We start from the raw sequence: 26,236 nt of genomic DNA, 5'->3' as shown, positions 1-26,236 counted from the left end.
GCAGGACCGCATGACGCAATCGCTTCCCAAACTCCGGCTCGGCACGCGCGGCAGCCCGCTGGCGCTGTGGCAGGCCCATGCGGTGCGCGATGCCCTCGTGAAGGCGCATGGCTGGCCGCAGGAGGCGGTCGAGGTGCAGGTGATCCGCACCACCGGCGACGCCATCACCGATCGCGCGCTGGCGCAGGCCGGCGGCAAGGGGCTTTTCACCAAGGAGCTGGAAGAGGCGCTGCTGGACCGGCGAATCGATCTCGCCGTGCATTCGGCCAAGGACATGGCGACGCGCCTGCCCGACGGGCTGCACCTCGTCGGCTACCTGCCGCGCGCGGATGTGCGCGACGCGCTGATCCTGCGCGAGGGCTCCTCGCTGCGCGACCTGCCGCCGGGCGCGAAGATCGGCACCGCCTCGCTGCGCCGGGAAGCGCAGCTGCGCCGGGTGCGGCCGGACCTCCAGGTATCGCTGCTGCGCGGCAATGTGCACACGCGGCTCGGCAAGGTGGAGAGCGGCGAATTCGACGGCACGCTGCTGGCGCTCGCCGGGCTGACCCGGCTGGGCCTCGCGGACAAGGCGAGCGCGGTGCTGGACGTGACCGACTTCCTGCCGGCGGTGGGGCAGGGGGCGGTCGCCATCGAGACCCGCTTCGGCGACATCGCCGTCGACGCGCTGATCGTGCCCGTGGTGTGCCCGGCGACCGGGCTCGCGGTGCGGGTGGAGCGCGCCTATCTCGGCGAGCTCGACGGCTCCTGCCGCACGCCGATCGGCGGGCTGGCGGAGGTGATCGGCGACGAGATCCGCTTCCGCGGCGCGGTGCTGTCGCCGGACGGCACGCGCTATTACGAGATCGTGCGCTACGGCTCGACCTCGCGGGCGCTGGAGCTCGGCATCGCCGCCGGGCAGGAGATGCGCGCCATGGTGCCGCCCGAGCTGATCCCGAGCGGGACGTGATGCGGGTGCGATGATGCGGGTTCTGGTGACGCGGCCGCGGCCGGACGCCGAGGCCACCGCCGCGCGGCTCGCCGCCGCGGGGCATCAGGCGATCGTCGATCCGATGCTGGCCGTCGAGCCGATCCCTGACGCCCGCCTGCCGGAGGGGCGTTTCGACGCGGTGGCGCTGACCAGCGTGAACGGCGCGCGGCTGCTGGGGGCTCGGTTGCTGGAGGCTCGGCCGGAGCGGACGGCGCTCGCCGGCCTGCCGCTCTACGCGGTCGGGCGGCGCACGGCGGCGGCGGCGCCGGGAGGCTTCGCCGATGTGCATGTGGCCGGCGGGGACGGCGTGTCGCTGGCGGCGCTGCTGCGGACCGAGCTGCCGCGCGGGGCGCGCCTGCTCTACGTGGCCAGCGAGGACCGGGCCATCGATCTCGGCGCGGCGCTGGCGGGCGACAGCATTTCCACCGAACTCTTCGTGATCTACCGCGCGGTACCGGCGGCGGGACTGGCGGCGGACACCCTCGCGGCGGCGGCGGGGGGGCGGATCGACGCTGCCTTCCATTTCTCCCCGCGCACCGCCGCGACGCTCGCCGCGCGGGCGAACGAGGCCGGGGCGGCGGCGCATTTCCGCCATATCGAGCATCTGTGCTTCTCGGCCAATGTGGCGGCGCCGCTGAAGGCGGCCGGCTGGCCGACGCGGGTCGCCGCCGAGCCGACCGAAGAGGGCTTGTTCGCGCTGCTCGGCCGGTAAACCATGGGGGCTCTCCCGAGGTTGCGGGCGGGGGACAGGCGGTCTATCCGGGAACCAGGGGCGGCCCGGCGCTTTATGACGGCAGAGGTAAGCACGTGGCGAAAGACGATCCGACCAGCGGCGCGAAGGACAAGGCGGGAACCGGCGGCAAGCCCTCGCGCCGCGCGCCGCCGACCCTCGACCTTTCCGCCAAGGATGTGACGCCGGTCTCCGACGACGCGGCCACCGCCGAGCCGCTGCCCGGCGAGAACGCCAAGCCGGCTGATGATGGCGGTGTGCCCGCTGAAAGCGCCTCCGCCGAAAGCACCCCGGGTGACGCGGCTTCCGCCGCCGGGGACGTGCCGGTGCTGGATGTGGAAGCCGCGCCGGAGACGGAGAACGGCCGACCTGGCGACGCCGCGCCGGAGTCCCGGCCGGAGCGCCGGCTCGGGCTGATCGGCGGCATCGTCGCCGGGCTGGTCTCGGGCGTGATCGGCGGGGCGGTGGCCTTCGCCCTCGTCTCCGCCTTTTACGGCGCCGATCAGAATGTCGATGCCATCACCGAGCTGGAGGCGCGCGCGCTCGATCTGCGCCAGCGCGTCGAGGTGCTGGAGTCCCGTGCCGGGGAGGCCTCGGCGCTGGACGCTTCCGCCCCGCAGGAACTGGCGACGCGGCTCGATGCGCTGGAGAGCGGGCTCGACGCGCTCGGCCGCAAGGTCGAGACGCTGCCCGCCCCGGCGCTCGCCGAGGGCGCGGCGCCGACCGCCGCCGTCTCGGTGGAGGATGTGGCGGGGCTGGCGAACCGCGTCGGCGCGCTGGAAGGCCGGGTGACGGCGATCCCCGCGCCGGTCGTGCCGCCGCCGGCCGCGTCTCCGGCCGATCTCGACGCCGCCCGTTCGCGCATCGCCGCGCTGGAGGAGAGGCTCGACGCCGTCGCCACCGCCCAGAAGGCGAGCGGACAGGGCGCGGCCCAGCTCGTGGCCCTGCGCGCGCTGCGCGACGCGGTGGCGAGTGGGCGGCCCTTCGCCATGGAACTCAAGGCCTCGCGGGCGCTGCTCGGCGCCGAGGGGGCGCCGCTCGCGACGCTTGAGCCGGCGGCGGCGGAAGGCTTTCCGTCCGCGTCGGCTCTGGCCGCGCGGCTGAAGACGGCGACCGCTCCCGCAGAGACCGCTCCCGCTCCCGCCACGGCGGAGGGCGGCGTGGTCGAGCGGCTGATGCGCAGCGCGCAGGGTCTCGTCAGCGTGCGGCGCTCGGACGACGCGGCGGCCTCGCCCGGCCTCGCCCGGGCGGAAGCCGCGCTGGCGCGGGGCGATTTCGCCGGCGCCAAGGCGGCACTCGCGGCGCTGCCGGAGACGGAGCGCGCGGCGGCCCAGCCGGTGATCGCCGTTCTCGACGCCCGGCAGGCGGCGCTCGACGCCATCGCCGGGATCGACCAGCATGTGCTCGCCACGCTCGGGGGAGGCGCCCAGTGATACGGCTCGTCGTCTATCTGCTCGTCCTTTCCCTCATCGCCTTCGGCGTCGCCTGGCTGGCGGACCGTCCCGGCTCGGTGACGATCGACTGGCAGGGCTGGCAGATCGAGACCAGCATCCTCGTCGCGGCGAGTGCGCTGCTGGCGCTGCTGGCGGCAACCATCCTGATCTGGACGCTGCTGCGGATGATCGTCCGCTCGCCCGACCTGATCGCCTTTTCCTGGCGCGCCCGGCGCCGCAACCGGGGCTGGACGGCGGTGTCGCGCGGCCTCGTGGCGGTCGGCTCCGGCGACGCGGTGGGCGCCCGCCGGGCGGCCAACGACGCCGAGCGGCTGCTCGGCCGCGAGCCGCTGACCCAGCTTCTCGCCGCGCAGGCGGCGCAGCTTTCCGGCGACGCGGTGGGCGCGGAAGCGGCCTTCCGCTCGATGACCGAGACGCCCGGCACGCGCCTGCTGGGCCTGCGCGGCCTGCATGTGGAGGCGCGCCGGCGCGGCGATGCCGGCGCCGCCCTGCTGGCGGCGGAGGAAGCCGCGCGCCACGAGCCCGGCCTTGCCTGGGCGGCGGACGCGGTGATCGAGGCGCGCTGCCTCAACGGCGATTTCGCCGGGGCGCTGGCCATGCTGGAGCGCGAGGCCGCGCATGGCGGGCTCGACCGGGCGGCGCATCGCCGCCGGCGGGCGGTGCTGCTCGCCGCGCAGGCGCAGGCGGTGGAACTTTCCGACCCTGTGACCGCACGCGAGAAGGCGGTGGAAGCGACCCGCCTCGCGCCGACGCTGGTGCCGGCCGCCGAGGTCGCCGGCCGGCTGCTCGGCGCGGCGGGCGACGCGCGCAAGGCCGCCAAGATCATCGAGGCGGCCTATGCCGCCACCCCGCACCCCGACCTTGCCGACGCCTATCTGCACCTGCGGCCGGGCGATGCCTCGCGCGAGCGGCTGAAGCGCATCCGCCCCCTGACCGCGCGCATGCCGGGCCACCCGGAAAGCGCCATGGCGCTCGCCCGGGCGGCGATCGACGCGCAGGATTTCGACGTGGCGCGCACGGCGCTGGCGCCGCTGCTGGGCGACCCGACGCAGCGTGCCTGCCTGCTGATGGCGGAGCTGGAAGCCGCCGAGAACGGCGATGTGGGCAAGGCGCGCGAATGGACCGCCCGCGCGGTGCGGGCGCAGCGCGACCCGGCCTGGGTGGCGGACGGCGTGGTCGCCGACCGCTGGGCGCCGGTCTCGCCGGTGACGGGCCGGCTCGACGCCTTCGAATGGAAGCTGCCGCCCGGCGTCGCGACGACGCCGATGCTGGAGAACGAGGCCGAGCGAGTGAAGGCGGCGATCGCCGCCGCCATCGAGAGCCGCCCGGCGGCGGAGCCGGCCTCCGGGCCGGTGGTCGACCTGACCGAGCCGGAGCATGCCCCGAGCCTCGCGCCGGAAGCCGAGAGGGGCGAGCCCCCCAAGGGCGATCTTCCGAAGGCTGACTTCGTGAAGCCGGAGCCGGTGCGGCCGAGGCCCGCGACGGCGGCCATCGTGACGCCGGTGGTGGCGATGCCGCATCTGCCGGACGACCCCGGCCCCGAGGACGCCTATCCGGACGAGACCATCGGCCGCTCGCGCCCGCCCTTCGGCATCTGAAGGGCGGCCGCGCGCGGCGTTGGGGCGCGCGGCGGCGGGCGCAAAAAAAAAGCGCGCCGTGACGGCGCGCTGCTTCCAGGTTCGGGTCCCCGCCAGAGGCCGGCCGCTCGTCAGGCGGCCGGAGGGAAAGAACACGGTCGGAGTACATCCGTCCTGACCGCGTTCCGTCCGGCGAGGCGCTGACGAAGCGCCAACATACCGGAAGCCCTGTTCTAGCTGGGTTGAAGCATATCTAGGCAGCCGGAACGGCATTTCAAGGGGCGGGTGCGGATTTTGCCGCCGCGACGTCATTCCGGGCGCGCGGTGGCATCGTGTTCACGGCCGGGGTGGAAGACGTGGATGGCCGGGACGAGCCCGGCCATGACGAGCCCGGCCATGACGAACCCGGCCATGACGGCGGTGCCGTTCGGATGGCGATTTCGGGACGGTCGGCGGCGGATCCGGGATGACGAGTGCGGCCCTTCGATCTCTCCCCGTGGGGGAGCGGTCGAAGGCTCCTCATGGGGCGACGCAGGCTTCTCACGAGGCGTCGAAGGCCCCTCACCCCCAGCCCTTTCCCCGATGGGGAGAGGGAGCGGGGTCGTTCCCTCAATGCACCTGCCGGGTCGGCAGGGCGACGGGGGCGGGGCGGGAGGCGGCGCGGGTGCGGGCGCCGGGATGACCGGCGGGCGCCCGCGGGGGGCGCTCGTCGAACAGCTCGGCCAGCTTCTCGGTCATGGCGCCGCCCAGCTCCTCGGCGTCTACGATGGTGACGGCGCGCTTGTAGTAGCGGGTCACGTCGTGGCCGATGCCGATGGCGATCAGCTCGACCGGGGACTTGTCCTCGATCTGCTGGATCACCCAGCGCAGATGGCGCTCCAGATAGTTGCCGGGGTTCACCGACAGGGTGGAATCGTCCACCGGCGCGCCGTCAGAGATCATCATCAGGATGCGGCGCGATTCATTGCGCGCCAGCAGCCGGTTGTGCGCCCAGTCGAGCGCCTCGCCGTCGATGTTCTCCTTCAGCAGGCCCTCGCGCATCATCAGGCCGAGATTGCGCCGGGCGCGCCGCCACGGCGCGTCGGCGGCCTTGTAGATGATGTGGCGCAGGTCGTTCAGCCGGCCGGGGGCGCCCGGCTTGCCAGCGGAGAGCCACGCCTCGCGCGCCTGCCCGCCCTTCCACGCCTTGGTGGTGAAGCCGAGGATCTCGACCTTCACGCCGCAGCGCTCCAGCGTCCGGGCGAGGATGTCGGCGCAGGCGGCGGCGACGGTGATGGGCCGGCCGCGCATTGAGCCGGAATTGTCCAGCAGCAGCGTCACCACCGTGTCGCGGAAGTCGGTGTCGCGCTCGCGCTTGAAGGAGAGCGGCTGCATCGGGTCGGTGATGATGCGGTGCAGGCGCGCGGGATCGAGCATGCCCTCCTCGAGGTCGAACTCCCAGCCGCGGTTCTGCTGCGCCATCAGGCGGCGCTGCAGCCGGTTGGCGAGGCGCGCGACGACGCCGGACAGATGCACGAGCTGCTTGTCGAGATAGGCGCGCAGCCGCGCCAGCTCCTCCGGGTCGCACAATTCGTCGGCGTTCACCGTCTCGTCGAAGCGCGGGGTGAAGGGGTGGTACTCCGGCGGGCGCGGCTCGGCGGGAACGGCGTTCTGCGGGCGCCAGGGCTCGGAGCTGTCGTCGGATTCGCCCAGCTCCGCATCGTCGGAGAGCTCGGAATTGGGCTGCTCCTGCTGCTCCTCGGATTCCTCCGGGTTCTGGTCGGAGGAGAGGTCGGTGTCGACCTCGGTCTGGCCCTCGGCGTTCTCCTCCTCCTCGGCGTCGCTGCCCTTGCCGGAATCGTCGTCGCGGGTGTCGTCGGCCTCGGTGGAGGGGTCGTTGTTCTCGTCGAAGGGGGCGATGTCCTCGCCCATGCCGAGCGAGGAGAGCAGGTCGCGCATGGCTTCTGCGAAGCGCGACTGGTCGTCGGCGGAATGGGAGAGCTCGTCCAGCGCCGAGGAGCCGTGCTCCTCGATGAAGCCGCGCCAGAGATTGACCATCTCGCGGGCGGCGGCGGGCGGGGCCATGCCGGTCATGCGCTCGCGCAGGATGAGCGAGAGCGCGTGCTCCAGCGGGGCGTCCGAGCGGTCGGCGAGATTGGCGAAATTGGCCTTCTGGTAGCGGTCCTCCAGCATGGCCGACAGGTTGAGCGCCACGCCGTCCATGCGCAGCGCGCCGAGCGACTCGCAGCGGGTCTGCTCGGCGGCGTCGAAGGCGGCGCGGGCCTGCTGGCCCATGGGCACGAGGCGCTGGTGCACCTTGGGGTCGTGGCAGGCCATGCGCAGCGCCATGGAATCGGCGTGGCCGCGCATGATGGCGGCGTCCTGCTTCGACATGCGGCGCGAGGGCTCGGGCAGGCGCGCGCGCCCGTCCGCATAACCGGGCTTCTCGGCGCCGAAGGTCACGTCGATCTCGCGATTGCCCGCGATGGCGCGCAGGCAGCCGGTGACGGCGCGCTTGAGCGGCTCGGTCGGGGCTTCCTTCGGCGGGGTGCGGGTGGTGCGGTTCGAGGTGGACATGGCAAGCCTTGAATGTTGGCATCGCTCCCCCGCCCGATCCGGCGCGGCCGGTCGGGCGGAGAGAGGGGGACGTCGCTCAGGAAAGCACGACGTTGACGGCCGACTCGGTCAGCTCCTTGCCGAAGCAGCGCTGGTAGAACTCGGCCACCAGCGGGCGCTCCAGCTCGTCGCACTTGTTGAGGAAGGTCACGCGGAAGGAGAAGGCGAGGTCCTGGAAGATCTCGGCGTTCTCCGCCCAGGTGATCACCGTGCGCGGGCTCATGACCGTCGACAGGTCGCCGTTGATGAACGCCTGGCGGGTGAGGTCGGCGAGGCGCACCATGCGGGCGACGGTGTCGCGGCCGCCCTCGGTCTGGAAGTGCTTCGCCTTGGAGAGGACGATGTCGACTTCCTTGTCGTGGGCCAGATAGTTCAGCGTGGTGACGATGGACCAGCGGTCCATCTGCGCCTGGTTGATCTGCTGGGTGCCGTGATAGAGGCCCGTCGTGTCGCCGAGGCCGATGGTGTTGGCGGTGGCGAACAGGCGGAAGGCGCCGTGCGGGCGGATGACGCGGTTCTGGTCGAGCAGCGTCAGGCGGCCGGCGCTCTCCAGCACGCGCTGGATCACGAACATCACGTCCGGGCGGCCGGCGTCGTATTCGTCGAACACCAGCGCGACGTTGTTCTGGTAGGCCCAGGGCAGGATGCCGTCGCGGAACTCGGTGACCTGCAGGCCGTCCTTCACCACGATGGCGTCCTTGCCGATCAGGTCGATGCGGCTGATGTGGCTGTCGAGGTTGACGCGCACGCAGGGCCAGTTGAGGCGGGCTGCGACCTGCTCGATGTGGCTCGACTTGCCGGTGCCGTGATAGCCGGTGACCATCACGCGGCGGTTATGGGCGAAGCCGGCGAGGATGGCGAGGGTGGTCGGACGGTCGAACAGATAGTCCGGATCGACCTCCGGCACGTACTCGTCCGGTTCGGCATAGGCCGGAACCTCGAGATCCACATCGATGCCGAACACCTGACGGACGGAGACCTTCATGTCCGGCAGAGCGGGCGCTTGCGTGAGCGGGGCAGTCATTCTTCCTCCGTTGCCGCACTGATCGTCGCGGACTGGTCTGGCACACGCGCTTCCTAGCAGAAGCCCGCGCTCTTGAGGTGATTATAGGCCTGGATGACGTCGCGCAGACGGTCCTCGGTCGAATTGTCGCCGCCATTGGCGTCCGGATGGTACTTCTTCACCAGCACCTTGAAGCGGGCCTTGATCTCTTCCGCCGTGGCGGAGACCTCGACGCCCAGCGACTCGAAGGCGCGGCGCTCCGCGTTGCGGATCATCCGGCTCTCGCGTGCCGGCTCCGGCTCGGGACGGGCGCGGCCCCCCACCTCGCCGAACATGCCGAACGGATCGCCGAAGCCGTCCGCCGAGTGCTGGCTGGCCTGCGCCGAGGCCTGGGCGCCGCCGCCGCGCGAGCCCATCTTCCAGGTGGGGCGATGGCCGGTCAGCGCGTCCTTCTGGTAGGCGGCGACGGCATCGTCCGCCATGCCGGAGAAATAATTGTAGGACTGGTTGTACTCGCGCACATGGTCGAAGCAGAAGCGCCAGAACTGCCCCTCCTGCTGCCGGCCCTTCGGCGCGCGATGAGTCGCGGCGTTGCAGCAGCCCGCCCATTCGCAGGCCGGGCCTTCCGCCTTCACGCGGCGATCACGGTCCGGCTTGACGCGGATGCGATCGAATATCGGGGAGTCGAGCTTCATGATCCGGCGATTATGCTAGGGCTGGCACAGGTATACAAGAAACCAGAGACCCGTCACCGTCCTCCCGGACGATATTGACGGGGGTGATGCGTCGGCGTACCGCATCGCTCATGAACGCGAACGCCGCCCCCTCCGACGACGCCGTGGCGCAGGCTCTCGCCCGCGTGCGCGTCGCGCTGGCCGAACTCTCCCCCACGGTGCTGGAGCTGGAGGACGAAAGTCATCGGCATGAAGGCCATGGCGGGCACCGTGCGGGTCAGCTCACGCATCTGCGCGTGCGCATCGTGTCGGAGGCGTTCCGCGGACAGGGCCGGCTGGCCCGCCATCGCGCGGTGAACGGCCTGCTCGCGGACGAGATCGCCCGCGGCCTGCACGCTCTGGCGATTGAGGCCAAGGCACCGGGGGAATAGCCGTCCGGGGAAGCCTCCCCAATATGGGAGCGGACGGCCGGAATTCCAGAGAGGGAGATGCGGGGCGGGCCGCCTCACACCCCGGCGCGGCGCAGGGGCGCCACCCGCAGCAGGGTGACGCGGTTGCGCTGCTTGCGCATCACCTGGAAGCGGAAGCCGTGGAACAGGAAGGCCTGCCCCGGCTCGGGGATGATGCGGGCCTCGTGGATGACGAGGCCGGCGATGGTCGTCGCCTCCTCGTCCGGCAGGTCCCAGCCCATGGCGCGGTTGAGATCGCGGATCGCCACTGAGCCCTCGACGCTGACCGAGCCGTCGGGATGGCGGCGGGCGCCGGTGAACGCCTTGTCGTGCTCGTCGGTGATGTCGCCGACGATCTCTTCGAGAATATCCTCCAGCGTCACCAGACCCATCACCTCGCCATACTCGTCGACGACGAGGGCGAAGTGCTGCTTGCGGCGGCGGAAGGCCTTGAGCTGGTCGGTGAGCAGGGTGACGTCCGGCACGAACCAGGGCGGGCGGGCGATCTTCTCGACATCGAGCCTGGCGATGTCGTTGCCGAGCGTCTGCAGCTCGCGCAGCAGGTCCTTGGCGTGCAGCACGCCGACGATGTTGTCCGGCGTGTCGCGCCACAGCGGCAGGCGGGTGTAGGGCGAGGCGAGTACCTCGCGCACGAGGTCCACGGGTGGCTCGCCGGCGTCGAGCGTCGCCATCTTGGTGCGGTGGACCATGACGTCGCTGACTTCCAGCTCGCGCAGGTTCAGCAGGCCCTCCACCATGGCGAGGTCGTCGCCCACGATGCCGGCGGCGCGGCGCAGCGCGTCGAGCGCCTGCTTCAGTTCATCGTTCTCCGGCGGCTCCGCGGGCGGCGGCTGCTGCGCCGGCCGAGCGGGTGGACGGCCCTTGAGCCAGTGCTTCAGGCCGTTGAGCGCCGGGGCCCGGCTCATGGATGGGCGCCCCCGGCGCGCTCCGCCTCCAGGAAGCTGCGCACCGCGGCCGGGTCGACGTCGCGGGCGATGAAGCTCTGGCCGATGCCGCGGGCGAGGATGAAGGTGAGGGCGCCGCGCGAGACCTTCTTGTCCTGCGCGATGAGGTCCATCAGCCCGTCCGTGTCGGGCAGCTCGCCGGGAATGTCGGCGATGCGGGTCGGCAGGCCGACCGCCTTGAGGTGCGCCGCCACCCGCTCGGCGTCGGTCGCCGCGCACAGGCCCTGCGCGGCCGAGAAGCGGAAGGCCTGCGCCATGCCGATGGCGACGGCCTCGCCGTGCAGCAGGCGCTGGGAGAAGCCGGCGCCGGCTTCCAGCGCATGGCCGAAGGTGTGGCCGAGATTGAGCAAGGCGCGGTCGCCGGTTTCCTTCTCGTCGCGGCTGACCACGGCGGCCTTGGAGGCGCAGCTGGTGGCGATGGCCTCGATGCGCGCCGGCCCGCCGCCGAACACGTCCTGCCACTTGCGTTCCAGCCAGGTGAAGAAGGGGGCGTTGTCGATGAGCCCGTATTTCGCCACCTCGGCATAGCCGGAGCGGAACTCGCGCAGCGGCAGCGTGTCGAGCACCCCGGTGTCGGCCAGCACGAGGATGGGCTGGTGGAAGGCGCCGATGAGGTTCTTGCCGTGGCGCGAATTGATGCCGGTCTTGCCGCCGACCGAGGAATCGACCTGCGCCAGCAGGCTGGTGGGAACCTGCACGAAATCGACGCCGCGCCGCAGCGCCGCCGCCGCGAAGCCGGCGAGATCGCCGACCACGCCGCCGCCCAGCGCCAGCACGAGGTCGCGCCGCTCGATGCGGGCGGCCAGCAGGCCGTCGAGCACCTGCTCCAGCACCGCGAAGCTCTTCGACTTCTCGCCGGGCTCGACGATGACCGGGGTGGGAACGAGGCCGGCGGCGCGCAGGGATTCCTCGACCGTGCTGAGATGGCGTTCGGCGACGTTGCGGTCGGTGACGATGCCGACCCGCGCGCCCGGACGCAGCGCGGCGATGCGCGCGCCCGCCTGCGCCAGCAGGCCCGGCCCGATGACGATGTCGTAGGAACGATCGCCGAGGCCGACGCGCAGCTGCGTCACGTCGCTGGGAAGGGTCGTCGCTGCGGGAAGGGGCATGGCGGCCTCGGTCACGTCTCGTCTCCTGAACGCGGCGGGGCGAGATGGCACGCGAGCGCCTCGATCACCTCGTCGACCATGGTTTCCTGCGGAACGTCGCGCGACGTCACGGTGACGTCGGCCAGGGCATAGACCGGATAGCGCTGGTCGATCAGCCGCGCCAGCGTGGCTTCCGGGTCGGCGGTCTTCAGCAGCGGCCGGTCGTCGCGCCGGCGCACCCGGCGCAGCAGCACGTCGAGTTCGGCCTTCAGCCACACGGCGACACCGTGGCGGGCGACCGCCGAGCGGGTGTCCTCGCTCATGAAGGCGCCGCCGCCGGTGGCGAGCACCATCGGGCCGCTCTCGATGAGCCGGGCGATGACCTTCTTCTCGCCGTCGCGGAAGGCGGGCTCGCCGTGATGCTCGAAGATCTCCGGGATCGTCATGCCCGCCGCCTGCTCGATCTCGGTGTCGGCATCGGCGAAGGGCAAGGCGAGGCGCCGGGCGAGGCGCTTGCCGACCGAGGACTTGCCGGCGCCCATCATGCCGACGAGCACGATGGAGCGCGTGCCCAGAAGCTCACGCAGCGCCGACGCCCTCTCGTCCTGCTCGATCTCGGCCGTCATGGTCTCCGCCGTCATGATTTCCCCCGCCGGGGCACATGCTCGCTCATCGCAGGGCGGACTATCATCCGCGACGTGGAGACGCAATGTAATGCCGCTCCGGCCGTCCGGCACGGGGGCTTGCTTCCGCCCGGACGGCGAAAGGCGGTAAGATCGCAACAATTCCGACGTTCGAATCGCGCAGGGCCTGCCTCTCCATGCCGAGCCTCATCCGTCTTCTCATCGTTCTCGGCGTGCTCGGCGGCATCGGCTACGGCACGCTGTGGGCCTTCGCCAATCTCGTGCAGCCGCAGACGCGCGAGATGAGCGTCGCCGTGCCGCCCGACCGGTTCGCCAAATGAGCGCGGGGAACGCGGCGCGGCTGTTCCTCGACATGATGGCCGCCGAGCGCGGGGCGAGCGCCAACACGCTCGGCGCCTATGGGCGCGACCTCGACGACTATGAGGGCTTTCTCCTGACCCAGGGGGTCGGCGCCGGCGAGGCGCAGACCTCCCATATCCGCGCCTATCTCGCGGAATTGTCGGGCCGGGGGCTCGCCAGCGCCAGCGTGGCGCGCCGGCTGTCGGCGGTGCGGCAGTTCCACCGCTTCCTCTATGTCGAGAATTATCGCGGCGACGATCCGGCGGCGGTGCTGGAAGGTCCGCGCCGGGGCCGGCCGCTGCCCAAGGTGCTGACGCTCGACGAGGTGACGCGGCTGATCGAGACCGCCCATGCCCGCGCGGCCGAGCCGGCGCCGGGCCTCGGCGAACAGGCGCGGCGGGCGCGCACCGCCTGCTTCGTCGAGCTGCTCTACGCGACGGGGCTGCGCGTGTCCGAGCTGGCGGCGCTGCCGGCCTCGGCGGCGAACGCGAAGGGCGACGCCATCATCGTGCGCGGCAAGGGCAACAAGGAGCGCCTCGTGCCGCTCGGCGAGGCGGCGAAGGGGGCGATGCGCGTCTGGCGGGCCGCGCTGGAGCGGCTCGCGGCGGAGCGGGCGGCCAAGGCGGGCGCGAAGGCGAAGGGCGCGGCGAAGGAGGAGGCGGCGGGGCGCTGGCTGTTTCCCTCGGGCGCGGCAAGCGGCCACATCACCCGCCAGCAGGTGGCGCTCGACCTGAAGGACCTCGCGCTCGCCGCCGGGCTCGACCCCGGCAAGTTGTCGCCGCACGTGCTGCGCCATGCCTTCGCCAGCCATCTGCTGGCGCACGGGGCGGACCTGCGCATCGTGCAGACGCTGCTCGGCCACAGCGACATCTCGACCACGCAGATCTACACCCACGTGCTCGACGAGCGGCTGAAAAGCCTCGTGCGCGACCTTCATCCCCTGAGCGATGCGGGCGGCGACTGAACCTATTCGCCAGCTTGCCTTGACGTCGCCACCCTGTCGGGGCAGCTTCCGCGCGTCCTCGCGGGCCGCCCGTCCGGGTCGGCCTTCCCTCCTGAGAGCCGGTTCACCGTTTCCGATGCGCAGCTACCTCGACTTTGAAAAGCCCGTGGCCGAACTCGAGGCCAAGCTGGAAGAATTGCGCGCCATGGCCGCGCAGGGCGACGCGGTTGCCATCGGCGACGACATCACGCGCCTGGAAGGCAAGGCGCGGGAGGCGCTGGTCCAGCTCTATTCCAACCTCTCGCCCTGGCAGAAGACGCAGGTGGCGCGCCATCCGCTGCGCCCGCACTTCACCGACTACGCCCGCACGCTGTTCGAGGAATTCGACCCGCTGGCGGGCGACCGCAAGTTCGGCGACGACCACGCCATCCTCGGCGGCTTCGCGCGCTTTCGCGGACGCCCGGTCTGCCTGATCGGGCAGGAGAAGGGCTCGACTACCGAGACCCGCATCAAGCACAATTTCGGCATGGCCCGCCCCGAGGGCTACCGCAAGGCGGCGCGGCTGATGGAGCTGGCCGACCGCTTCGCGCTGCCGGTGATCTCGCTCGTCGACACCGCCGGCGCCTTTCCCGGCCTCGACGCGGAGGAGCGCGGGCAGGCCGAGGCGATCGCCCGCTCGACCGATGCGTGCCTCTCGCTCGGCGCCCCGAACGTCGCCGTGGTCATCGGCGAGGGCGGTTCCGGCGGCGCCATCGCCATCGCCACGGCGAACCGGGTGCTGATGCTCGAGCACTCCATCTACAGCGTGATCTCGCCGGAAGGCGCGGCCTCGATCCTGTGGCGCGACACCGCCAAGGCGCAGGAAGCGGCCGTCAACATGAAGATCACCGCGCAGGACCTGCTGCGCTTCCACATCATCGATTCGGTGATTCCCGAGCCGGCCGGCGGCGCGCATCGCGACCCGCAGGCGGCGATCACCGCGACCGGCGACGCCATCGAGGCGGCGCTGGGCGAGCTGGAGGGGCTGGACGCGGCGGCGCTGCGCCGGGCGCGCCGGGAAAAGTTCCTCGCCATCGGGCGGAACCTGTAAGGGCGCCGTTTACGACGCCGGCGGTAATTCCGGTATCGGGGGGCGGGATTGCGATCCGTCCCGGTCGGCGTATAACGCTTTAGCATCGGAACCGCCTTCGGGCGGGTGCTGTTGGGGAGTCTCGGGGTGAGGGTTCCAGTGTTTTCGAGCCTCCTGCGCCAAGGGCGCAACCGGAGGCCCGGCACCGGGTGGCGCGCTGCCCTGCTCGCGGGAAGCGCGGCGCTGATCCTTGCCGGCTGCAACGCCAATGACGGCCCCTCGCCGATGTCCAAGGCGAGCAGGACTCTCTCGCCGCAGACGCTCGCCCTTCTCCAGGAGAAGGGCATGGCGAAGACCAGCCCCATCGTGGTGCGCATCTTCAAGGAAGAATCCGAGCTGGAGGTCTGGAAGCAGACGACCAGCGGCGGCTACGCGCTGCTGAAGACCTATCCGATCTGCCGCTGGTCCGGCGAATTGGGGCCGAAGGTGAAGGAAGGCGACCGGCAGGCGCCGGAAGGCTTCTACACCGTCACCCCCGGCCAGATGAATCCGAACTCGCAGTATTATCTGTCCTTCGATCTCGGCTATCCCAACGCCTTCGACCGCTCGCTCGGCCGTACCGGCGCCAATCTGATGGTGCATGGCGACTGCACCTCGCGCGGCTGCTACGCCATGACCGACGAGCAGGTGCAGGAGGTCTTCGCGCTCGGCCGCGAGAGCTTCATGGGCGGGCAGCGCTCCTTCCAGGTGCAGGCCTATCCGTTCCGCATGACCACCGCGAATCTGGTGCGCCACCGCAACAACCCGAACCTCGCCTTCTGGAAGATGCTGAAGGAAGGCAGCGACGTGTTCGAGTTGACCAAGGCGCCGCCGAAGGTCGATTTCTGCGGCAAGCGCTACGTCTTCAACGCCACCCCCGCCGACCCGAGCCAGCGCTTCCAGGCCGCGGCCGCGTGCCCCGAATACACCCAGCCGGGCGGGCTGGGCGAAGCGATTGCCACGCGCCAGCGCGAGGTCAGCACCCGCATCGCCAGCGCCGGCGCGCAGCCTTCCGCGCCGGTCAAGACCGGCAAGGACGGCGGGATGCACAAGGTGTTCCTCGCCAAGCTGGAGAACCCCGAGCTTTCCGCGCCGGGTTCGCTGCCGGCGGTGGTGAAGCCGCCGGGCAGCGACTACGGCGTCGCCACCAACGAGCCGGCGCCGGCCGAGAGCATCGCGCTGGCCAATGCCGACGCAGTGCCGCAGGCGGCCAACGTGCCGCTGCCGACGCCGCGTCCCACCGATGCGCCGGGCGCGGCCACGCAGGTGGCGGCGGCGCCGCCGGCCGCGAGCGGCGGTCTGTTCGGCTTCTTCTCGTCCCCGTCCCCGGCCGCTGCGCCCGCTTCGGCCGCCGCCAGCCCCGGGACGGCCCCGGCTGCCACGACGGGGGCCGCCGCCACGTCCGCACCCGCAAGCGCTCCCGCTCCCGCGCCGACGCGTGTCGCCTCGGTCGATTCCGGCAGCATGGGATTCCTCAGCGGGCTCAAGAACTGGTTCGGCGGCAGCCCAGAGCCGGCGCCCGCTCCGGCGACGGAAGCGGCCGCGGCTCCGGCCGATGTTCCGGTGCCGCCGGCCAAGCCTTCCGCGCAGCGCCAGACGGCGGGCGGGCCGCAAGCGTCGTCCGCGACGTCCACCAGCCGCCGGACCAATTCGGCTTCGTCGGCTCCTGCCGCGCCGCCGCAGGCTGCCTCGACGTCGGTCGTGCCGCGCCCGACCCATCCGGGCTATGGCGACACCTCCAGCACTGCCGCCGCGACCTCGACCACGGCGCAGGCCCAGACGGGTTCGACGGGCGCCCCGGCGCTGCGTCCGTCGGTGGCGGCGTCCAGCAGCGAGGCGCTCTACGGGACGCAGGCGCTGCCCGGTGCCAACATCCTGACGCCCGGGAGCTTCTCGTCGGTGCAGTAGGCGCGTTCGCGGAGCGCGCGGTTTTCTAGGAAATGGCGGTCGAATGGGCGCTGGCGACCCGCCAGCCCGTCGGCTCGCGCCGCCACAGGCGCGAGAAGCGCAACGCGACGGTGAAGGCCTCCCCGGCCGCGCGGCCGGTGGCATCGGCCCTGAGCACCGCCAGCACCAGCGCGCGCAGCCGGTAGTCGGAAAAGCGCAGCGTGTCGAGCGTGAGCGCGCCGCTGCGGTGCAGCTCCAGATCGTCCGCCTTGGAGAGGAAGCGCCCGGTCTGGTCGACGAAGATCAGATCGTCGGCCAGCAGGGCGTCGAGCGTCGCCACGTCGCCATGAAGGGCGGCATCCCGCAGGCGCCGCTCGGCCGCCTCGACGCCGGCGAGATCACCCGCCGGATCTTCGGCCGCCGAGGCGGCCTCGCTCATACGAACTTGCCGTGGCAGTGCTTGTACTTGAGGCCCGAGCCGCAGGGGCAGGGCTCGTTGCGCCCGACCCGGCCCCAGGTCGCCGGATCGTTGGGATCACGGCTGGGCGCGCCGGCATCCGCGTCCGGCGCCAGCGTCGCCTCGGCGGCGATCTCGGCGTCGGCATAGGCGAACTCGTCGTCGCCGGTGAGGGCGTCGACGTGGTGGGCGCTCATCTCCGGCAGCGGTTCGGTCGGCGGGGCGGTCATCACCTCGACGCGCATGAGCTGGGCGGTCACCGCCTCGCGCAGGTTCGAGAGCATGGCCTCGAAGAGCTGGAACGCCTCGGACTTGTACTCGTTCAGCGGGTCGCGCTGGGCGTAGCCGCGCAGGCCGATGACCTGGCGCAGGTGATCGAGCGTGACGAGGTGCTCGCGCCAGAGATGATCGAGCGTCTGCAGCAGGATCGACTTCTCGACATAGCGCATGATCTCCGGGCCGTATTTGGCGACCTTGGAGGCCATGAACTCGTCGGCGCGCTGCTGGACGCGCTCACGCATCTCCTCGTCGGCGATGCCCTCCTCGGCCGCCCATTCCTTGACCGGCAGGTCGAGGCCGAGAGCGCGGTTCAGCTCCTCGCCGAGCCCTTCCGTATCCCACTGCTCGGGATAGGCGTTCGGCGGAACGTGCTTGGTCACGATGTCCTCGATGACGCCGTGGCGCATCTCGACGACCGTGTCGGCGACGTCCTCGTCCTGCATCAGCTCGACGCGCTGCTCGAACACCACCTTGCGCTGGTCGTTCATCACGTCGTCGTATTTCAGCAGGTTCTTGCGGATGTCGTAGTTGCGGGCCTCGACCTTCTGCTGCGCCTTCTCCAGCGCGCGGTTGATCCAGGGATGGACGATCGCCTCGCCCTCCTTGAGGCCGAGCTTCTGCAGCATGCCGTCGAGCCGGTCCGACCCGAAGATGCGCATCAGGTCGTCTTCCAGCGACAGGAAGAACTTGGAGTGGCCGGGGTCGCCCTGACGGCCGGAGCGGCCGCGCAGCTGGTTGTCGATGCGCCGGCTCTCGTGGCGCTCGGTGCCGAGCACGAACAGGCCGCCGGCGGCGAGCGCCTTCTGCTTGAGGGCGGCGACCTCCTCGCGGATGCGGGCTTCGGCGGCGGCGCGCTGCTCGCCCTCGGGCATGTCGGCGAGCTCGTGCTGGATGCGCATCTCGGCGTTGCCGCCGAGCTGGATGTCGGTGCCGCGGCCGGCCATGTTGGTGGCGATGGTGATGGCGCCGGGAACGCCGGCCTGCGCCACGATGTAGGATTCCTGCTCGTGGTGGCGGGCGTTGAGCACCGCGAAGACCTTCTCGTCGGCCTTGCCCTGGTCGCCGTCATAGAGGGCGCGGAAGGCGTCCGGGTCGGAGAAGTCCTTCTGCTTGAAGCCGCGCTTCTTCAACAGCTCGGCGAGCAGCTCGGACTTCTCGATCGAGGTGGTGCCGACGAGGACCGGCTGGCCGCTCGTCTTGCACTCGGCGATGAGGTCGATGATGGCGTCGTACTTCTCGCCGGCGGTGCGGTAGACCTCGTCGTCGTCGTCGATGCGCTGGACGGGCAGGTTGGTCGGGATCTCGACCACCTCGAGATTGTAGATGTCCTGGAACTCGGCCGCCTCGGTGTTCGCCGTGCCGGTCATGCCGGCCAGCTTCTCGTACATGCGGAAATAGTTCTGGAAGGTGATGGAGGCCAGCGTCTGGTTTTCCGGCTGGACCTGCACCCGCTCCTTCGCCTCCAGCGCCTGATGGAGGCCTTCCGAGTAACGGCGGCCCGGCATCATGCGGCCGGTGAACTCGTCGATGATGACGACCTCGCCGTTGCGCACGATGTAGTCCTTGTCGCGCTGGAACAGCGTGTGGGCGCGCAGGGCCTGGTTGACGTGGTGGACGACCGAGACGTTCTCGATGTCGTAGAGGCTGTCGCCCTTCAGCAGGCCGGCGTCGCGCAGCAGGGTCTCGATCTTCTCCATGCCGGCTTCGGTCATGGCGACGGAACGCTGCTTCTCGTCGACTTCGTAATCCTCCTTCGACAGCTTGGGGATGTAGGTGTCGATGGTGTTGTAGAAGTCCGAGCGGTCGTCGAGCGGGCCGGAGATGATGAGCGGGGTGCGCGCCTCGTCGACCAGAATCGAGTCGACCTCGTCGACCACGGCGTAGAAGTGCGGGCGCTGGACCATCTGGTTCAGCTCGTACTTCATGTTGTCGCGCAGATAGTCGAAGCCGAGCTCGTTGTTGGTGGCGTAGGTGACGTCGCAGGCATAGGCGGCGCGGCGCTCGTCGTCGTCCATGCCGTGGTGGATGATGCCGACCGTCAGGCCGAGGAAGCGGTAGACGCGGCCCATCCACTCGGCGTCGCGCTTGGCGAGGTAGTCGTTCACGGTGACGACGTGCACGCCCTTGCCGGTCAGCGCGTTGAGATAGACGGGGGAGGTCGCCACCAGCGTCTTGCCTTCGCCGGTGCGCATCTCGGCTATGCCGCGCTCGTGCAGCACCATGCCGCCAATGAGCTGGACGTCGAAATGGCGCTGGCCGAGGGCGCGCCGGGAGGCCTCGCGCACGGTGGCGAAGGCCGGGACGAGCAGGTCGTCGAGGGTGGCGCCGTTGGCGAGCTGCTCGCGGAAGGCGAGCGTGCGCGCGCGCAGCTCCTCGTCGGAGAGCGCCCTCAGCTCCGGTTCGAGCGCGTTGATGGCCGCCACCTTGGGCTGGTAGCCGCGCACGCGGCGATCATTGGCCGATCCGAAGAGCTTTCGCGCGAGAGCGCCGAACATGAGACTTCCAATCCGTGTCCGCCAGGATCAGTTGTCGGACGGGCGGTGACGGGCCGCCGCGTCCTCCTGTGCAAGCCGCTGACGCGAGCGCGCGGGCCGAAAGCCTCATCGAGACGCCATTTGCGGCCGAAATGGGTCTTCAGGGCCGGACGGCCGCGAACGGCTTGCGGGTTCTTGCGTCACATAAATGCGAGCGCCGGGGAGGGCTCGCACCGCGTGCCACACTTATGAACGGGTTTGGGGGTTGTCAATCGCGGGCCGGACGACAGTTTTGCCCGCAGGCAAGGCGTCGCGCCGGTTGTCGCCATCGCCGCCGCCACGCCGAATTATGTGGCGTCGGTGTTCATACCCGCTTGCAACCCGGCCCCGGCTGGGCCAGCTTTCGCCGCCTATTCGCGGACAACCGCAACTTGAGGAACGCTCCCATGACCCGTCATCGCCCGCACGCCGCGCTCAAGGCGTCTCTTCGCCCCACCGCCGGCATCGTGCGCGCCGGACTTCTCGCCGCCCTCCTCGGCACGGCTCTCGTTCCCGCCCTGCCGGCGCTGGCGCAGGACGCCCCGGCGGCCAAGACGGCGCAGGGCGACGACCCGGTGCTGGCCACCGTCAACGGCGCGGAAATCCGCCGCAGCGACGTCGCCGCGGCCGCCGAGGAGCTGGGGCCGAACCTGCCGCCGCAGCTGCAGGGCCCGGCCCGCGAGGAATATGTGCTCGGCTTCCTGATCGACCTCACCGCGATGGCGCAGGCCGCCGAGGCCGACAAGCTCGACCAGACGCCCGCCTTCAAGCGCGAGCTGGACTTCATCCGCAAGCGCGTGCTGATGCAGGCGGCGCTGGAGAAGGCGACCAAGGCCGCGATGACCGACGCGGCGCTGAAGCAGACCTATGAGGAGGCGGTGAAGCAGCAGAAGCCGGAGGAGGAGGTGCGCGCCCGCCACATCCTGTTCCGCGCCGACCCGGACAACAAGGAAGCCGCCGCCGCGGCCGAGAAGAAGGCCAAGGACGTCGAGGCGCGGCTGAAGAAGGGCGAGGACTTCGCCAAGCTCGCCAGCGAGCTGACCGAGGACCCCTCGGGCAAGCAGGACGGCGGCGATCTCGGCTTCTTCACCAAGGAGCAGATGGTGCCGGAATTCGCCACGGCCGCCTTCGCGATGAAGCCGGGCGAGGTGTCGCAGCCGGTGAAGACGCAGTTCGGCTGGCACGTCATCAAGCTGGAGGAGAAGCGCGAGAAGCCCGTGCCGACCTTCGACGAGGTGAAGCCGCAGATCGAGCAGTTCCTCGCCCAGAAGGCGCAGGCCGACACGGTGCAGAAGATCCGCGAGGCCGCCAAGGTCGAGAAGACCGACGCCGCGCCGAAGGTTCCCGCCGCCGACGCGCCCGCCGCTCCGGACGCCGCCAAGCCCGCGCAGTGATTGCGCGGGTTCCGTACCTATCAGATGGCAATGGCCGGGTTCGTCCCGGCCATTTTCATGTGAGGGCCCAGCCGGGGCGCACCACGCCCCGCGCGATCTGCCGGGCGGCGTGGGCGATGGCGGCGGGATCGTCGTCGATGCGGCCGGTGAGCAGCCGGCTCCAGGCATAGCCCGAGATGATGTCGATCACGGCATCGAGATCGATGTCGTCCGCCAGCTCCCCGCGCCGCGCCGCGCGCTCGAAGGCGCCGGCGATATGGTGCCGCCGCTCGGCCATGAAGCCGTTCAGCGCCGCCATGGCGGCGGGATCGGACTGCGCCTCGGCGATGATCGAGCGGAAGGCGCCGCCGGCCGCCGTCTCGCGCCAGAACCGCCACAGGCCTCCGATCAGCGCGGCGAGGTCGGTCTCCAGCGCGCCGGTGTCGTCTTGATCGAGTTGGAGCTTCTGCCGGGCATAGACGTCCAGAAGCAGCGCCGCCTTGCTCGGCCACCAGCGATAGATGGTCGGCTTGCCCGCGCCCGCGCGCCGGGCGACCTGCTCGATGGAAAATCCGCCATAGCCGGCCTCCGCCAGCAGCGCCTCGGCGGCATCGAGGATCGCCTCGGACGAGGCCTTGCTGCGATGGGGCCCCGCCGATGCGCGGCGGGGCGGGGAGGCGCCGTCTGCGGGCGAGACGTCGGGAGGCGGGGTTTCGGCGGACATCGGACGGTTCCTTGGCCCGGGGCGGGCGCGTGGTTGCGCAGACTAGCGCCACCGATCTTGCTTGACAAAACGAAACGGGTCGTTTTATTTAACGGAACGTTCCGTTTCATTTTGTGAGGCAATCCCGATGTCCGCCACCCCGACAGCATCCGCTCAGGACAAACCTGCCGGCCGCTTCTCGCGTCATCGCTTCTGCATGGCGGTGATGCTCGGCGTCTATCCGCTCGTCACCGCGCTGCTCTATCTGGTGTTTCCGCTCACCGCCGGCTGGCCGCTGTTCCTCAAGACCGCGCTCATCGTGCCGCCGGTGGCGGCGACCATGGTGTGGGGACTGATCCCGGCCATCCATTCCCGGCTGCACCATTGGCTGCACCCGGTGCCGCGCGGCGGCGACGCTGGCGTTCACGACACAGTGTGACAGTCCTCGCTCGCGTATCCGCCTTGCGCTGCGGCCTGCCTTCGGGCACATCCGTTCGGCCCTTTCCCGCCGCAGAGTCCCCGCCGATGGCACACGCTTCTCCCGTCTCCCCCCTCGCGCCCAAGACCGTGCCGGATGTCGGCCCCGTCGCCGGGGTGCGCTTCGCCACCGCCGAGGCGGGCATCCGCTACAAGGGCCGCACCGACGTGCTGCTGCTGGCGCTCGACAAGGGCACCACGGTGGCCGGCGTGTTCACCAAGTCCAAGTGCCCTTCCGCGCCGGTGGAGTGGTGCCGCGACATCCTTTCCAAGGGCTCGGCGCGCGGGCTGGTGGTGAACTCCGGCAACGCCAACGCCTTCACCGGCGCCAAGGGCCGCGCGGCGACCGCGCTGACCGCGAAGATCGCCGCCAGGGCGCTGGATTGCCGCGAGGACGAGATCTACCTCGCCTCCACCGGCGTGATCGGCGAGCCGCTGGATGCGAGGAAGTACGAGGGCGTGCTGGACGCCACCGCCAAGCGCCTCGGCTCCCTGCCCTGGATCGACCCGGCGCGGGCGATCATGACCACCGACACCTTTCCCAAGCTGGCCACCGCCAAGGTGAAGATCGATGGCGTGACGGTGACCATCGCCGGCATCGCCAAGGGCGCGGGCATGATCGCCCCCGATATGGCGACCATGCTCTCCTTCGTCTTCACCGACGCCGCCATCGAGGCGCCGGCGCTGCAGGCGCTGCTCTCCAGGGGCGTCACCGACAGCTTCAACGCCGTGACCATCGACGGCGACACCTCGACCTCCGACACGCTGCTGCTGTTCGCGACCGGCGCCTCGGGCGCGCCGCGCATCGCCGACGCGAAGGACCCGCGCCTCATGCGCTTCCGCCGCGCCTTGCAGGGCGTGCTGGCGAACCTTGCCGAGCAGGTGGCGCGGGACGGCGAGGGCGCGCGCAAGCTGGTGCGCATCCACGTCTCCGGCGCGGTCTCCAAGCGCTCGGCGCGCAAGATCGCCATGGCGATCGCCAACTCGCCGCTGGTGAAGACGGCGGTGGCGGGCGAGGACGCCAACTGGGGTCGCGTGGTGATGGCGGTCGGCAAGGCGGGCGAGCCGGCCGAGCGCGACAAGCTCTCCATCGCCTTCGGGGCGATCCGCGTGGCGCATGAAGGCGCGCGCGACCCCTCCTATGACGAGGCGGAGGTCTCGGCCTACATGAAGAACGACGTGATCGACCTTTCCGTCGATCTCGGCCTCGGGCGCGGTGCCGACCGGGTGATGACCTGCGACCTCACCAAGGAATATGTCGCCATCAACGGCGACTACCGGTCCTGAGAACCGGAGTACCGTCATCCCCGGGCGCGGCCCGGGGATCCACGCCTTCATCGGCCATGACGGGTAGCGGGCCGGTTCTGGAGAGATATCGATGAAGCTCGTTCTCGTCGCCGCCTGCGCGCTCGTCGATGCGGACGGGCGGGTGCTGCTGACCGAGCGGCCCGCCGGCAAGTCGCTGGCCGGCCTGTGGGAATTCCCCGGCGGCAAGGTGGAGCCCGGCGAGCGGCCGGAGGAATGCCTGATCCGCGAGCTTTCCGAGGAGCTGGGCATCACGGTGAAGGAGCCCTGCCTCGCCCCGCTCACCTTCGCCAGCCACACCTACGAGACCTTCCAACTGCTGATGCCGCTGTGGATCTGCCGGCGCTGGGAAGGCCACGCCCATGGCCGCGAGGGCCAGCGCCTCGCCTGGGTGAAGGCGGGCGCGCTGCGCGACTACCCGATGCCGCCCGCCGACGAGCCGCTGATCCCGGTGCTGCTCGACCTGCTCGGGCCGGGGCGGTAGCCGCCTCGGAAGGCCACGGTCGAGGCGGCGGCCGGCGGCGCGGGAACATGTGGGAATCTCCCGGCTTGACGTATCTACCTACTAGAAGGTAGGTTCACGTCATGAGCCATGCTTCGACCACCGCCGATGAAATCCTGCTGTGCGCGCGCTCGCTGATCGTCGAGGGCGGGTATAACGGCTTCAGCTATGCCGACATCTCCAAGGTGGTCGGCATCCGCAACGCCAGCATTCACCATCATTTCCCCGGCAAGGCGGATCTGGTGCGCACGCTGGTGGTCCGCTATCGGCAGGAGGCCGAGGCTGGGCTGGCGGAGCTGGACCGGCAGATCGCCGATCCGGCGGAGCGGCTGCGCGCCTATATCGGCTATTGGGAAGCCTGCATCGCCGATGCGAGCGCGCCCTTCTGCATCTGCGCCCTGCTGGCGAGCCAGCTTCCCGTCCTGCCCGAGCCGGTCGCCGTGGAGGTGCGCGCGCATTTCCGCATGCTGTCGGCGTGGCTGAGGGCGGTTCTGGAAGACGGAGCCGGGCAGCGCCGCTTGCGCCTTTCCGGCGCCGCCGACGCCGAGGCCGAACTGTTCATGGCGACGGTCCATGGCGCCATGCTGTCGGCCCGCGCCTATGGCGAGCCCGGCATGTTCGGCGCCATCACCCGCCCCCTGCTGGAACGCCTGCTCGCCTGACCCGCTCATGATCCGGGTGAGGGCCGTACGGCGTCCATTATGCCTACCAACTAGTAGATAGCGTCCTATTTCCTCCCTCTACCCAAAGGACAGACCCATGTTCGGAATCTCCCCCCTCGGCTGGGTGCACACGCTCGGCAGCCTGCCGGCCATCCCCGTCGCCTTCTACATGTTCGCCCGCTACGGCCGGATCGTGCCCCGTTCCACCGCCGGGGCGATCTATCTGGTGTCGATGCTGATCGGCGCCTTCACGGTGTTTCTGGTCACGCACGTGCCGGTCGGCAACGTCATCGGCGCGGTGACGATCGTGCTGCTGGTCGCCGGCTACGCGGTGGGGTGGGTGCCCGGCCTCGGGCGGGCGGGTCGCTATATCGAGACCGTCTGCCTGAGCCTGACGGCGTTCCTGCTGATGCTGCCCACCGTCACCGAGATCCTGCGGCGCGTGCCGGACGGCCATCCGCTGGTGACGGAACTCGACGCGCCGCTGCTTCTGGGCGCGCAGGGGAGCCTGCTGGCCGCGCTCGTCATCGGCCTCGGCGCGCAGATCGTCCATCTGCGCCGGTCGGCGGCGCGCATCCCGCTCTGACGGGCGGGGCTCTACTGCGCCTCGCCGTCGCCGCCCGGCAGGCGTCCCTCGGGCACCTTCAGCGCCTCGGCCAGCCGCATCTTGGCAGAGCCGGGGCGCAGCGGCTTCTGCTGGCTCTCATGCGGCGCCCAGCCGGACACCCAGGCGATCTCGAAAGTGGCGCGCAGGCGGCCGTCCGGGTCCGAGAACCGCTCGGTATAGACTTCGAACAGGCGCGCCAGCGTCCGGCGCAGCAGCGGCGCGCGTCGCCGGTCGGTGAGCGGGTTGGCGGCGCCCATGCGGCGCAGGTCGTTCAGCAGCGCGAGCGGGTTGCCATAGCGCACCACGACGCGGTCGACATCGGTGACCGGCAGGGCGAAGCCGGCGCGCTGCAGCAGGCCGCCGAGATCGCGCAGATCGGCGAAGGGGGCGACGCGCGGCGAGATGCCGCCCAGCGTGTCGCTCTCCGCGATGGCGAAGGCCTCGCGCAGTTCCTGGAGGGTGCCGGAGCCGAGGAAGCCGGCGAGCAGCAGCCCGTCCGGCCGCAGCGCGCGGCGGATTTGCGCCAGCGCGCCGGGCAGATCGTTGACGGTCTGGAGGGCGAGGGCGGAGACCACGAGATCGAGGGATTGCGGGGCGAAGGGCAGGATTTCCGGATCGACGACCGCGTCGACGTCGGCCCGCTCCGCTGGGCCGAAGGCGAAATAGCGGTCCACCATGCCCGCGCCGTCCAGCGCCGCGCGCAGCGCGTCGGTCGGCGTGCCGAGATCGGCCACGGTACCGAAACGGCGCTTCACCGCGCCGAGCCGGTCGAGAAGATCCTCCACCGCCCGGTCGAGCAGGAAGGTCTCCGGTCCCAGCGCGAGGGCGCGGCGGCGGCGGGCGGCCAGCGCGCGCGGATCGAAGACGTCGACGGGACCGGACATCGGGGCATGCTCCTCGGGGCGGGAAGGCATAGGACGCCCGCCGCGCGGGGT

The 26,236-nt window shown here is 71.0% G+C and carries 24 protein-coding genes and 1 pseudogene; 15 read left to right on the top strand and 10 right to left on the bottom strand.

Annotated elements, in window-relative coordinates; all coding sequences use genetic code 11:
- The first annotated feature begins 10 nt into the window (after positions 1-10).
- From hemC to STARVERO_RS14265, 4 genes are all read left to right on the top strand, one after another.
- Positions 11-946 (top strand): hydroxymethylbilane synthase, encoded by a 936-nt coding sequence (gene hemC, locus STARVERO_RS14280; RefSeq protein ID WP_144344305.1) that lies wholly within the window; start codon positions 11-13, stop codon positions 944-946.
- 10 nt (positions 947-956) lie between these two features.
- Positions 957-1,679, top strand: coding sequence for a uroporphyrinogen-III synthase (locus STARVERO_RS14275; protein WP_244616770.1), 723 nt, complete (start codon positions 957-959; stop codon positions 1,677-1,679).
- Between the two features lie 95 nt (positions 1,680-1,774).
- A complete protein-coding gene (locus tag STARVERO_RS14270; RefSeq protein WP_159599583.1) occupies positions 1,775-3,130 on the top strand; it encodes a COG4223 family protein in 1,356 nt (451 codons plus the stop codon).
- Positions 3,127-4,749 (top strand): heme biosynthesis protein HemY, encoded by a 1,623-nt coding sequence (locus STARVERO_RS14265; RefSeq protein WP_159599581.1) that lies wholly within the window; start codon positions 3,127-3,129, stop codon positions 4,747-4,749. Before STARVERO_RS14270 ends, STARVERO_RS14265 begins: the two co-directional genes overlap by 4 nt.
- 588 nt (positions 4,750-5,337) lie before the next feature.
- Here STARVERO_RS14265 and cobT read toward each other — a convergent pair.
- From cobT to STARVERO_RS14250, 3 genes are all read right to left on the bottom strand, one after another.
- Positions 5,338-7,284: a cobaltochelatase subunit CobT gene (gene cobT, locus STARVERO_RS14260; protein ID WP_144344308.1), complete on the bottom strand. Its 1,947-nt coding sequence runs from the start codon at positions 7,282-7,284 to the stop codon at positions 5,338-5,340.
- A gap of 76 nt (positions 7,285-7,360) precedes the next feature.
- A complete protein-coding gene (cobS, locus tag STARVERO_RS14255; RefSeq protein ID WP_159599579.1) occupies positions 7,361-8,347 on the bottom strand; it encodes a cobaltochelatase subunit CobS in 987 nt (328 codons plus the stop codon).
- Positions 8,348-8,400: 53 nt separating this feature from the next.
- The gene (locus STARVERO_RS14250) at positions 8,401-9,021 is read right to left on the bottom strand and encodes a J domain-containing protein (RefSeq protein ID WP_144344310.1); all 621 of its coding nucleotides are present in this window, start codon (positions 9,019-9,021) and stop codon (positions 8,401-8,403) included.
- 110 nt (positions 9,022-9,131) lie between these two features.
- On the opposite strand from STARVERO_RS14250, the gene STARVERO_RS14245 reads away from it, so the two are divergent.
- Positions 9,132-9,431: a BolA family protein gene (locus STARVERO_RS14245; protein WP_144344311.1), complete on the top strand. Its 300-nt coding sequence runs from the start codon at positions 9,132-9,134 to the stop codon at positions 9,429-9,431.
- A 74-nt stretch (positions 9,432-9,505) separates the two neighbouring features.
- On the opposite strand, the pseudogene STARVERO_RS14240 reads toward STARVERO_RS14245, so the two are convergent.
- From STARVERO_RS14240 to STARVERO_RS14230, 3 genes and pseudogenes are all read right to left on the bottom strand, one after another.
- Positions 9,506-10,273, bottom strand: a pseudogene (locus STARVERO_RS14240) (transporter associated domain-containing protein); the annotation flags it as partial.
- A 98-nt stretch (positions 10,274-10,371) separates the two neighbouring features.
- Complete coding sequence (aroB, locus tag STARVERO_RS14235; protein WP_159601784.1) at positions 10,372-11,523, bottom strand: 3-dehydroquinate synthase; 1,152 nt, start codon at positions 11,521-11,523, stop codon at positions 10,372-10,374.
- Between the two features lie 11 nt (positions 11,524-11,534).
- The gene (locus STARVERO_RS14230) at positions 11,535-12,128 is read right to left on the bottom strand and encodes a shikimate kinase (RefSeq protein ID WP_144344417.1); all 594 of its coding nucleotides are present in this window, start codon (positions 12,126-12,128) and stop codon (positions 11,535-11,537) included.
- A gap of 194 nt (positions 12,129-12,322) precedes the next feature.
- Between STARVERO_RS14230 and STARVERO_RS23380 the strand changes: the two genes are divergently transcribed.
- The 4 genes from STARVERO_RS23380 to STARVERO_RS14215 all read left to right on the top strand — a co-directional run bounded on the left by STARVERO_RS23380 (position 12,323) and on the right by STARVERO_RS14215 (position 16,444).
- Entirely contained in the window at positions 12,323-12,466 is a 144-nt protein-coding gene (locus STARVERO_RS23380; protein ID WP_200837813.1) for a hypothetical protein, read from the top strand.
- Complete coding sequence (locus STARVERO_RS14225) at positions 12,463-13,449, top strand: site-specific tyrosine recombinase XerD (protein ID WP_159599577.1); 987 nt, start codon at positions 12,463-12,465, stop codon at positions 13,447-13,449. Before STARVERO_RS23380 ends, STARVERO_RS14225 begins: the two co-directional genes overlap by 4 nt.
- 115 nt (positions 13,450-13,564) lie before the next feature.
- Positions 13,565-14,518 (top strand): acetyl-CoA carboxylase carboxyltransferase subunit alpha, encoded by a 954-nt coding sequence (locus tag STARVERO_RS14220; protein ID WP_144344314.1) that lies wholly within the window; start codon positions 13,565-13,567, stop codon positions 14,516-14,518.
- 138 nt (positions 14,519-14,656) lie between these two features.
- Complete coding sequence (locus STARVERO_RS14215; RefSeq protein ID WP_244616769.1) at positions 14,657-16,444, top strand: L,D-transpeptidase family protein; 1,788 nt, start codon at positions 14,657-14,659, stop codon at positions 16,442-16,444.
- 25 nt (positions 16,445-16,469) lie between these two features.
- Here STARVERO_RS14215 and STARVERO_RS14210 read toward each other — a convergent pair whose 3' ends face one another.
- Positions 16,470-16,862 (bottom strand): nuclear transport factor 2 family protein, encoded by a 393-nt coding sequence (locus STARVERO_RS14210; protein ID WP_159599573.1) that lies wholly within the window; start codon positions 16,860-16,862, stop codon positions 16,470-16,472.
- Positions 16,859-19,654, bottom strand: a complete 2,796-nt coding sequence (secA, locus tag STARVERO_RS14205) for a preprotein translocase subunit SecA (protein WP_159599571.1) — start codon at positions 19,652-19,654, stop codon at positions 16,859-16,861. Before secA ends, STARVERO_RS14210 begins: the two co-directional genes overlap by 4 nt.
- 425 nt (positions 19,655-20,079) lie before the next feature.
- Here secA and STARVERO_RS14200 point away from each other — a divergent pair, with 425 nt between their 5' ends.
- On the top strand, positions 20,080-21,066 hold the full coding sequence (locus STARVERO_RS14200; protein WP_159599569.1) for a peptidylprolyl isomerase: 987 nt from the start codon (positions 20,080-20,082) through the stop codon (positions 21,064-21,066).
- A 55-nt stretch (positions 21,067-21,121) separates the two neighbouring features.
- On the opposite strand, the gene STARVERO_RS14195 is transcribed toward STARVERO_RS14200, so the two are convergent.
- A complete protein-coding gene (locus tag STARVERO_RS14195) occupies positions 21,122-21,769 on the bottom strand; it encodes a TetR/AcrR family transcriptional regulator (RefSeq protein WP_144344319.1) in 648 nt (215 codons plus the stop codon).
- A gap of 127 nt (positions 21,770-21,896) precedes the next feature.
- Between STARVERO_RS14195 and STARVERO_RS14190 the strand changes: the two genes are divergently transcribed.
- The 5 genes from STARVERO_RS14190 to STARVERO_RS14170 all read left to right on the top strand — a co-directional run bounded on the left by STARVERO_RS14190 (position 21,897) and on the right by STARVERO_RS14170 (position 25,280).
- A complete protein-coding gene (locus STARVERO_RS14190) occupies positions 21,897-22,187 on the top strand; it encodes a putative antibiotic biosynthesis monooxygenase (RefSeq protein ID WP_200837811.1) in 291 nt (96 codons plus the stop codon).
- Between the two features lie 86 nt (positions 22,188-22,273).
- Positions 22,274-23,512, top strand: a complete 1,239-nt coding sequence (gene argJ, locus STARVERO_RS14185; protein WP_159599567.1) for a bifunctional glutamate N-acetyltransferase/amino-acid acetyltransferase ArgJ — start codon at positions 22,274-22,276, stop codon at positions 23,510-23,512.
- Between the two features lie 91 nt (positions 23,513-23,603).
- Entirely contained in the window at positions 23,604-24,014 is a 411-nt protein-coding gene (mutT, locus tag STARVERO_RS14180) for an 8-oxo-dGTP diphosphatase MutT (RefSeq protein ID WP_144344321.1), read from the top strand.
- A gap of 101 nt (positions 24,015-24,115) precedes the next feature.
- The gene (locus tag STARVERO_RS14175) at positions 24,116-24,694 is read left to right on the top strand and encodes a TetR/AcrR family transcriptional regulator (RefSeq protein ID WP_159599565.1); all 579 of its coding nucleotides are present in this window, start codon (positions 24,116-24,118) and stop codon (positions 24,692-24,694) included.
- 97 nt (positions 24,695-24,791) lie between these two features.
- On the top strand, positions 24,792-25,280 hold the full coding sequence (locus STARVERO_RS14170) for a hypothetical protein (RefSeq protein WP_159599563.1): 489 nt from the start codon (positions 24,792-24,794) through the stop codon (positions 25,278-25,280).
- Between the two features lie 11 nt (positions 25,281-25,291).
- Here STARVERO_RS14170 and STARVERO_RS14165 read toward each other — a convergent pair whose 3' ends face one another.
- A complete protein-coding gene (locus tag STARVERO_RS14165) occupies positions 25,292-26,185 on the bottom strand; it encodes a methyltransferase domain-containing protein (protein ID WP_159599561.1) in 894 nt (297 codons plus the stop codon).
- Between the last annotated feature and the right edge of the window lie 51 nt (positions 26,186-26,236).

The sequence above is a fragment of the Starkeya nomas genome (assembly GCF_902703545.1).
GTDB classification, from domain to species: Bacteria; Pseudomonadota; Alphaproteobacteria; order Rhizobiales; family Xanthobacteraceae; genus Ancylobacter; species Ancylobacter moscoviensis.
This window is presented reverse-complemented; position numbering and strand designations above follow the sequence as displayed.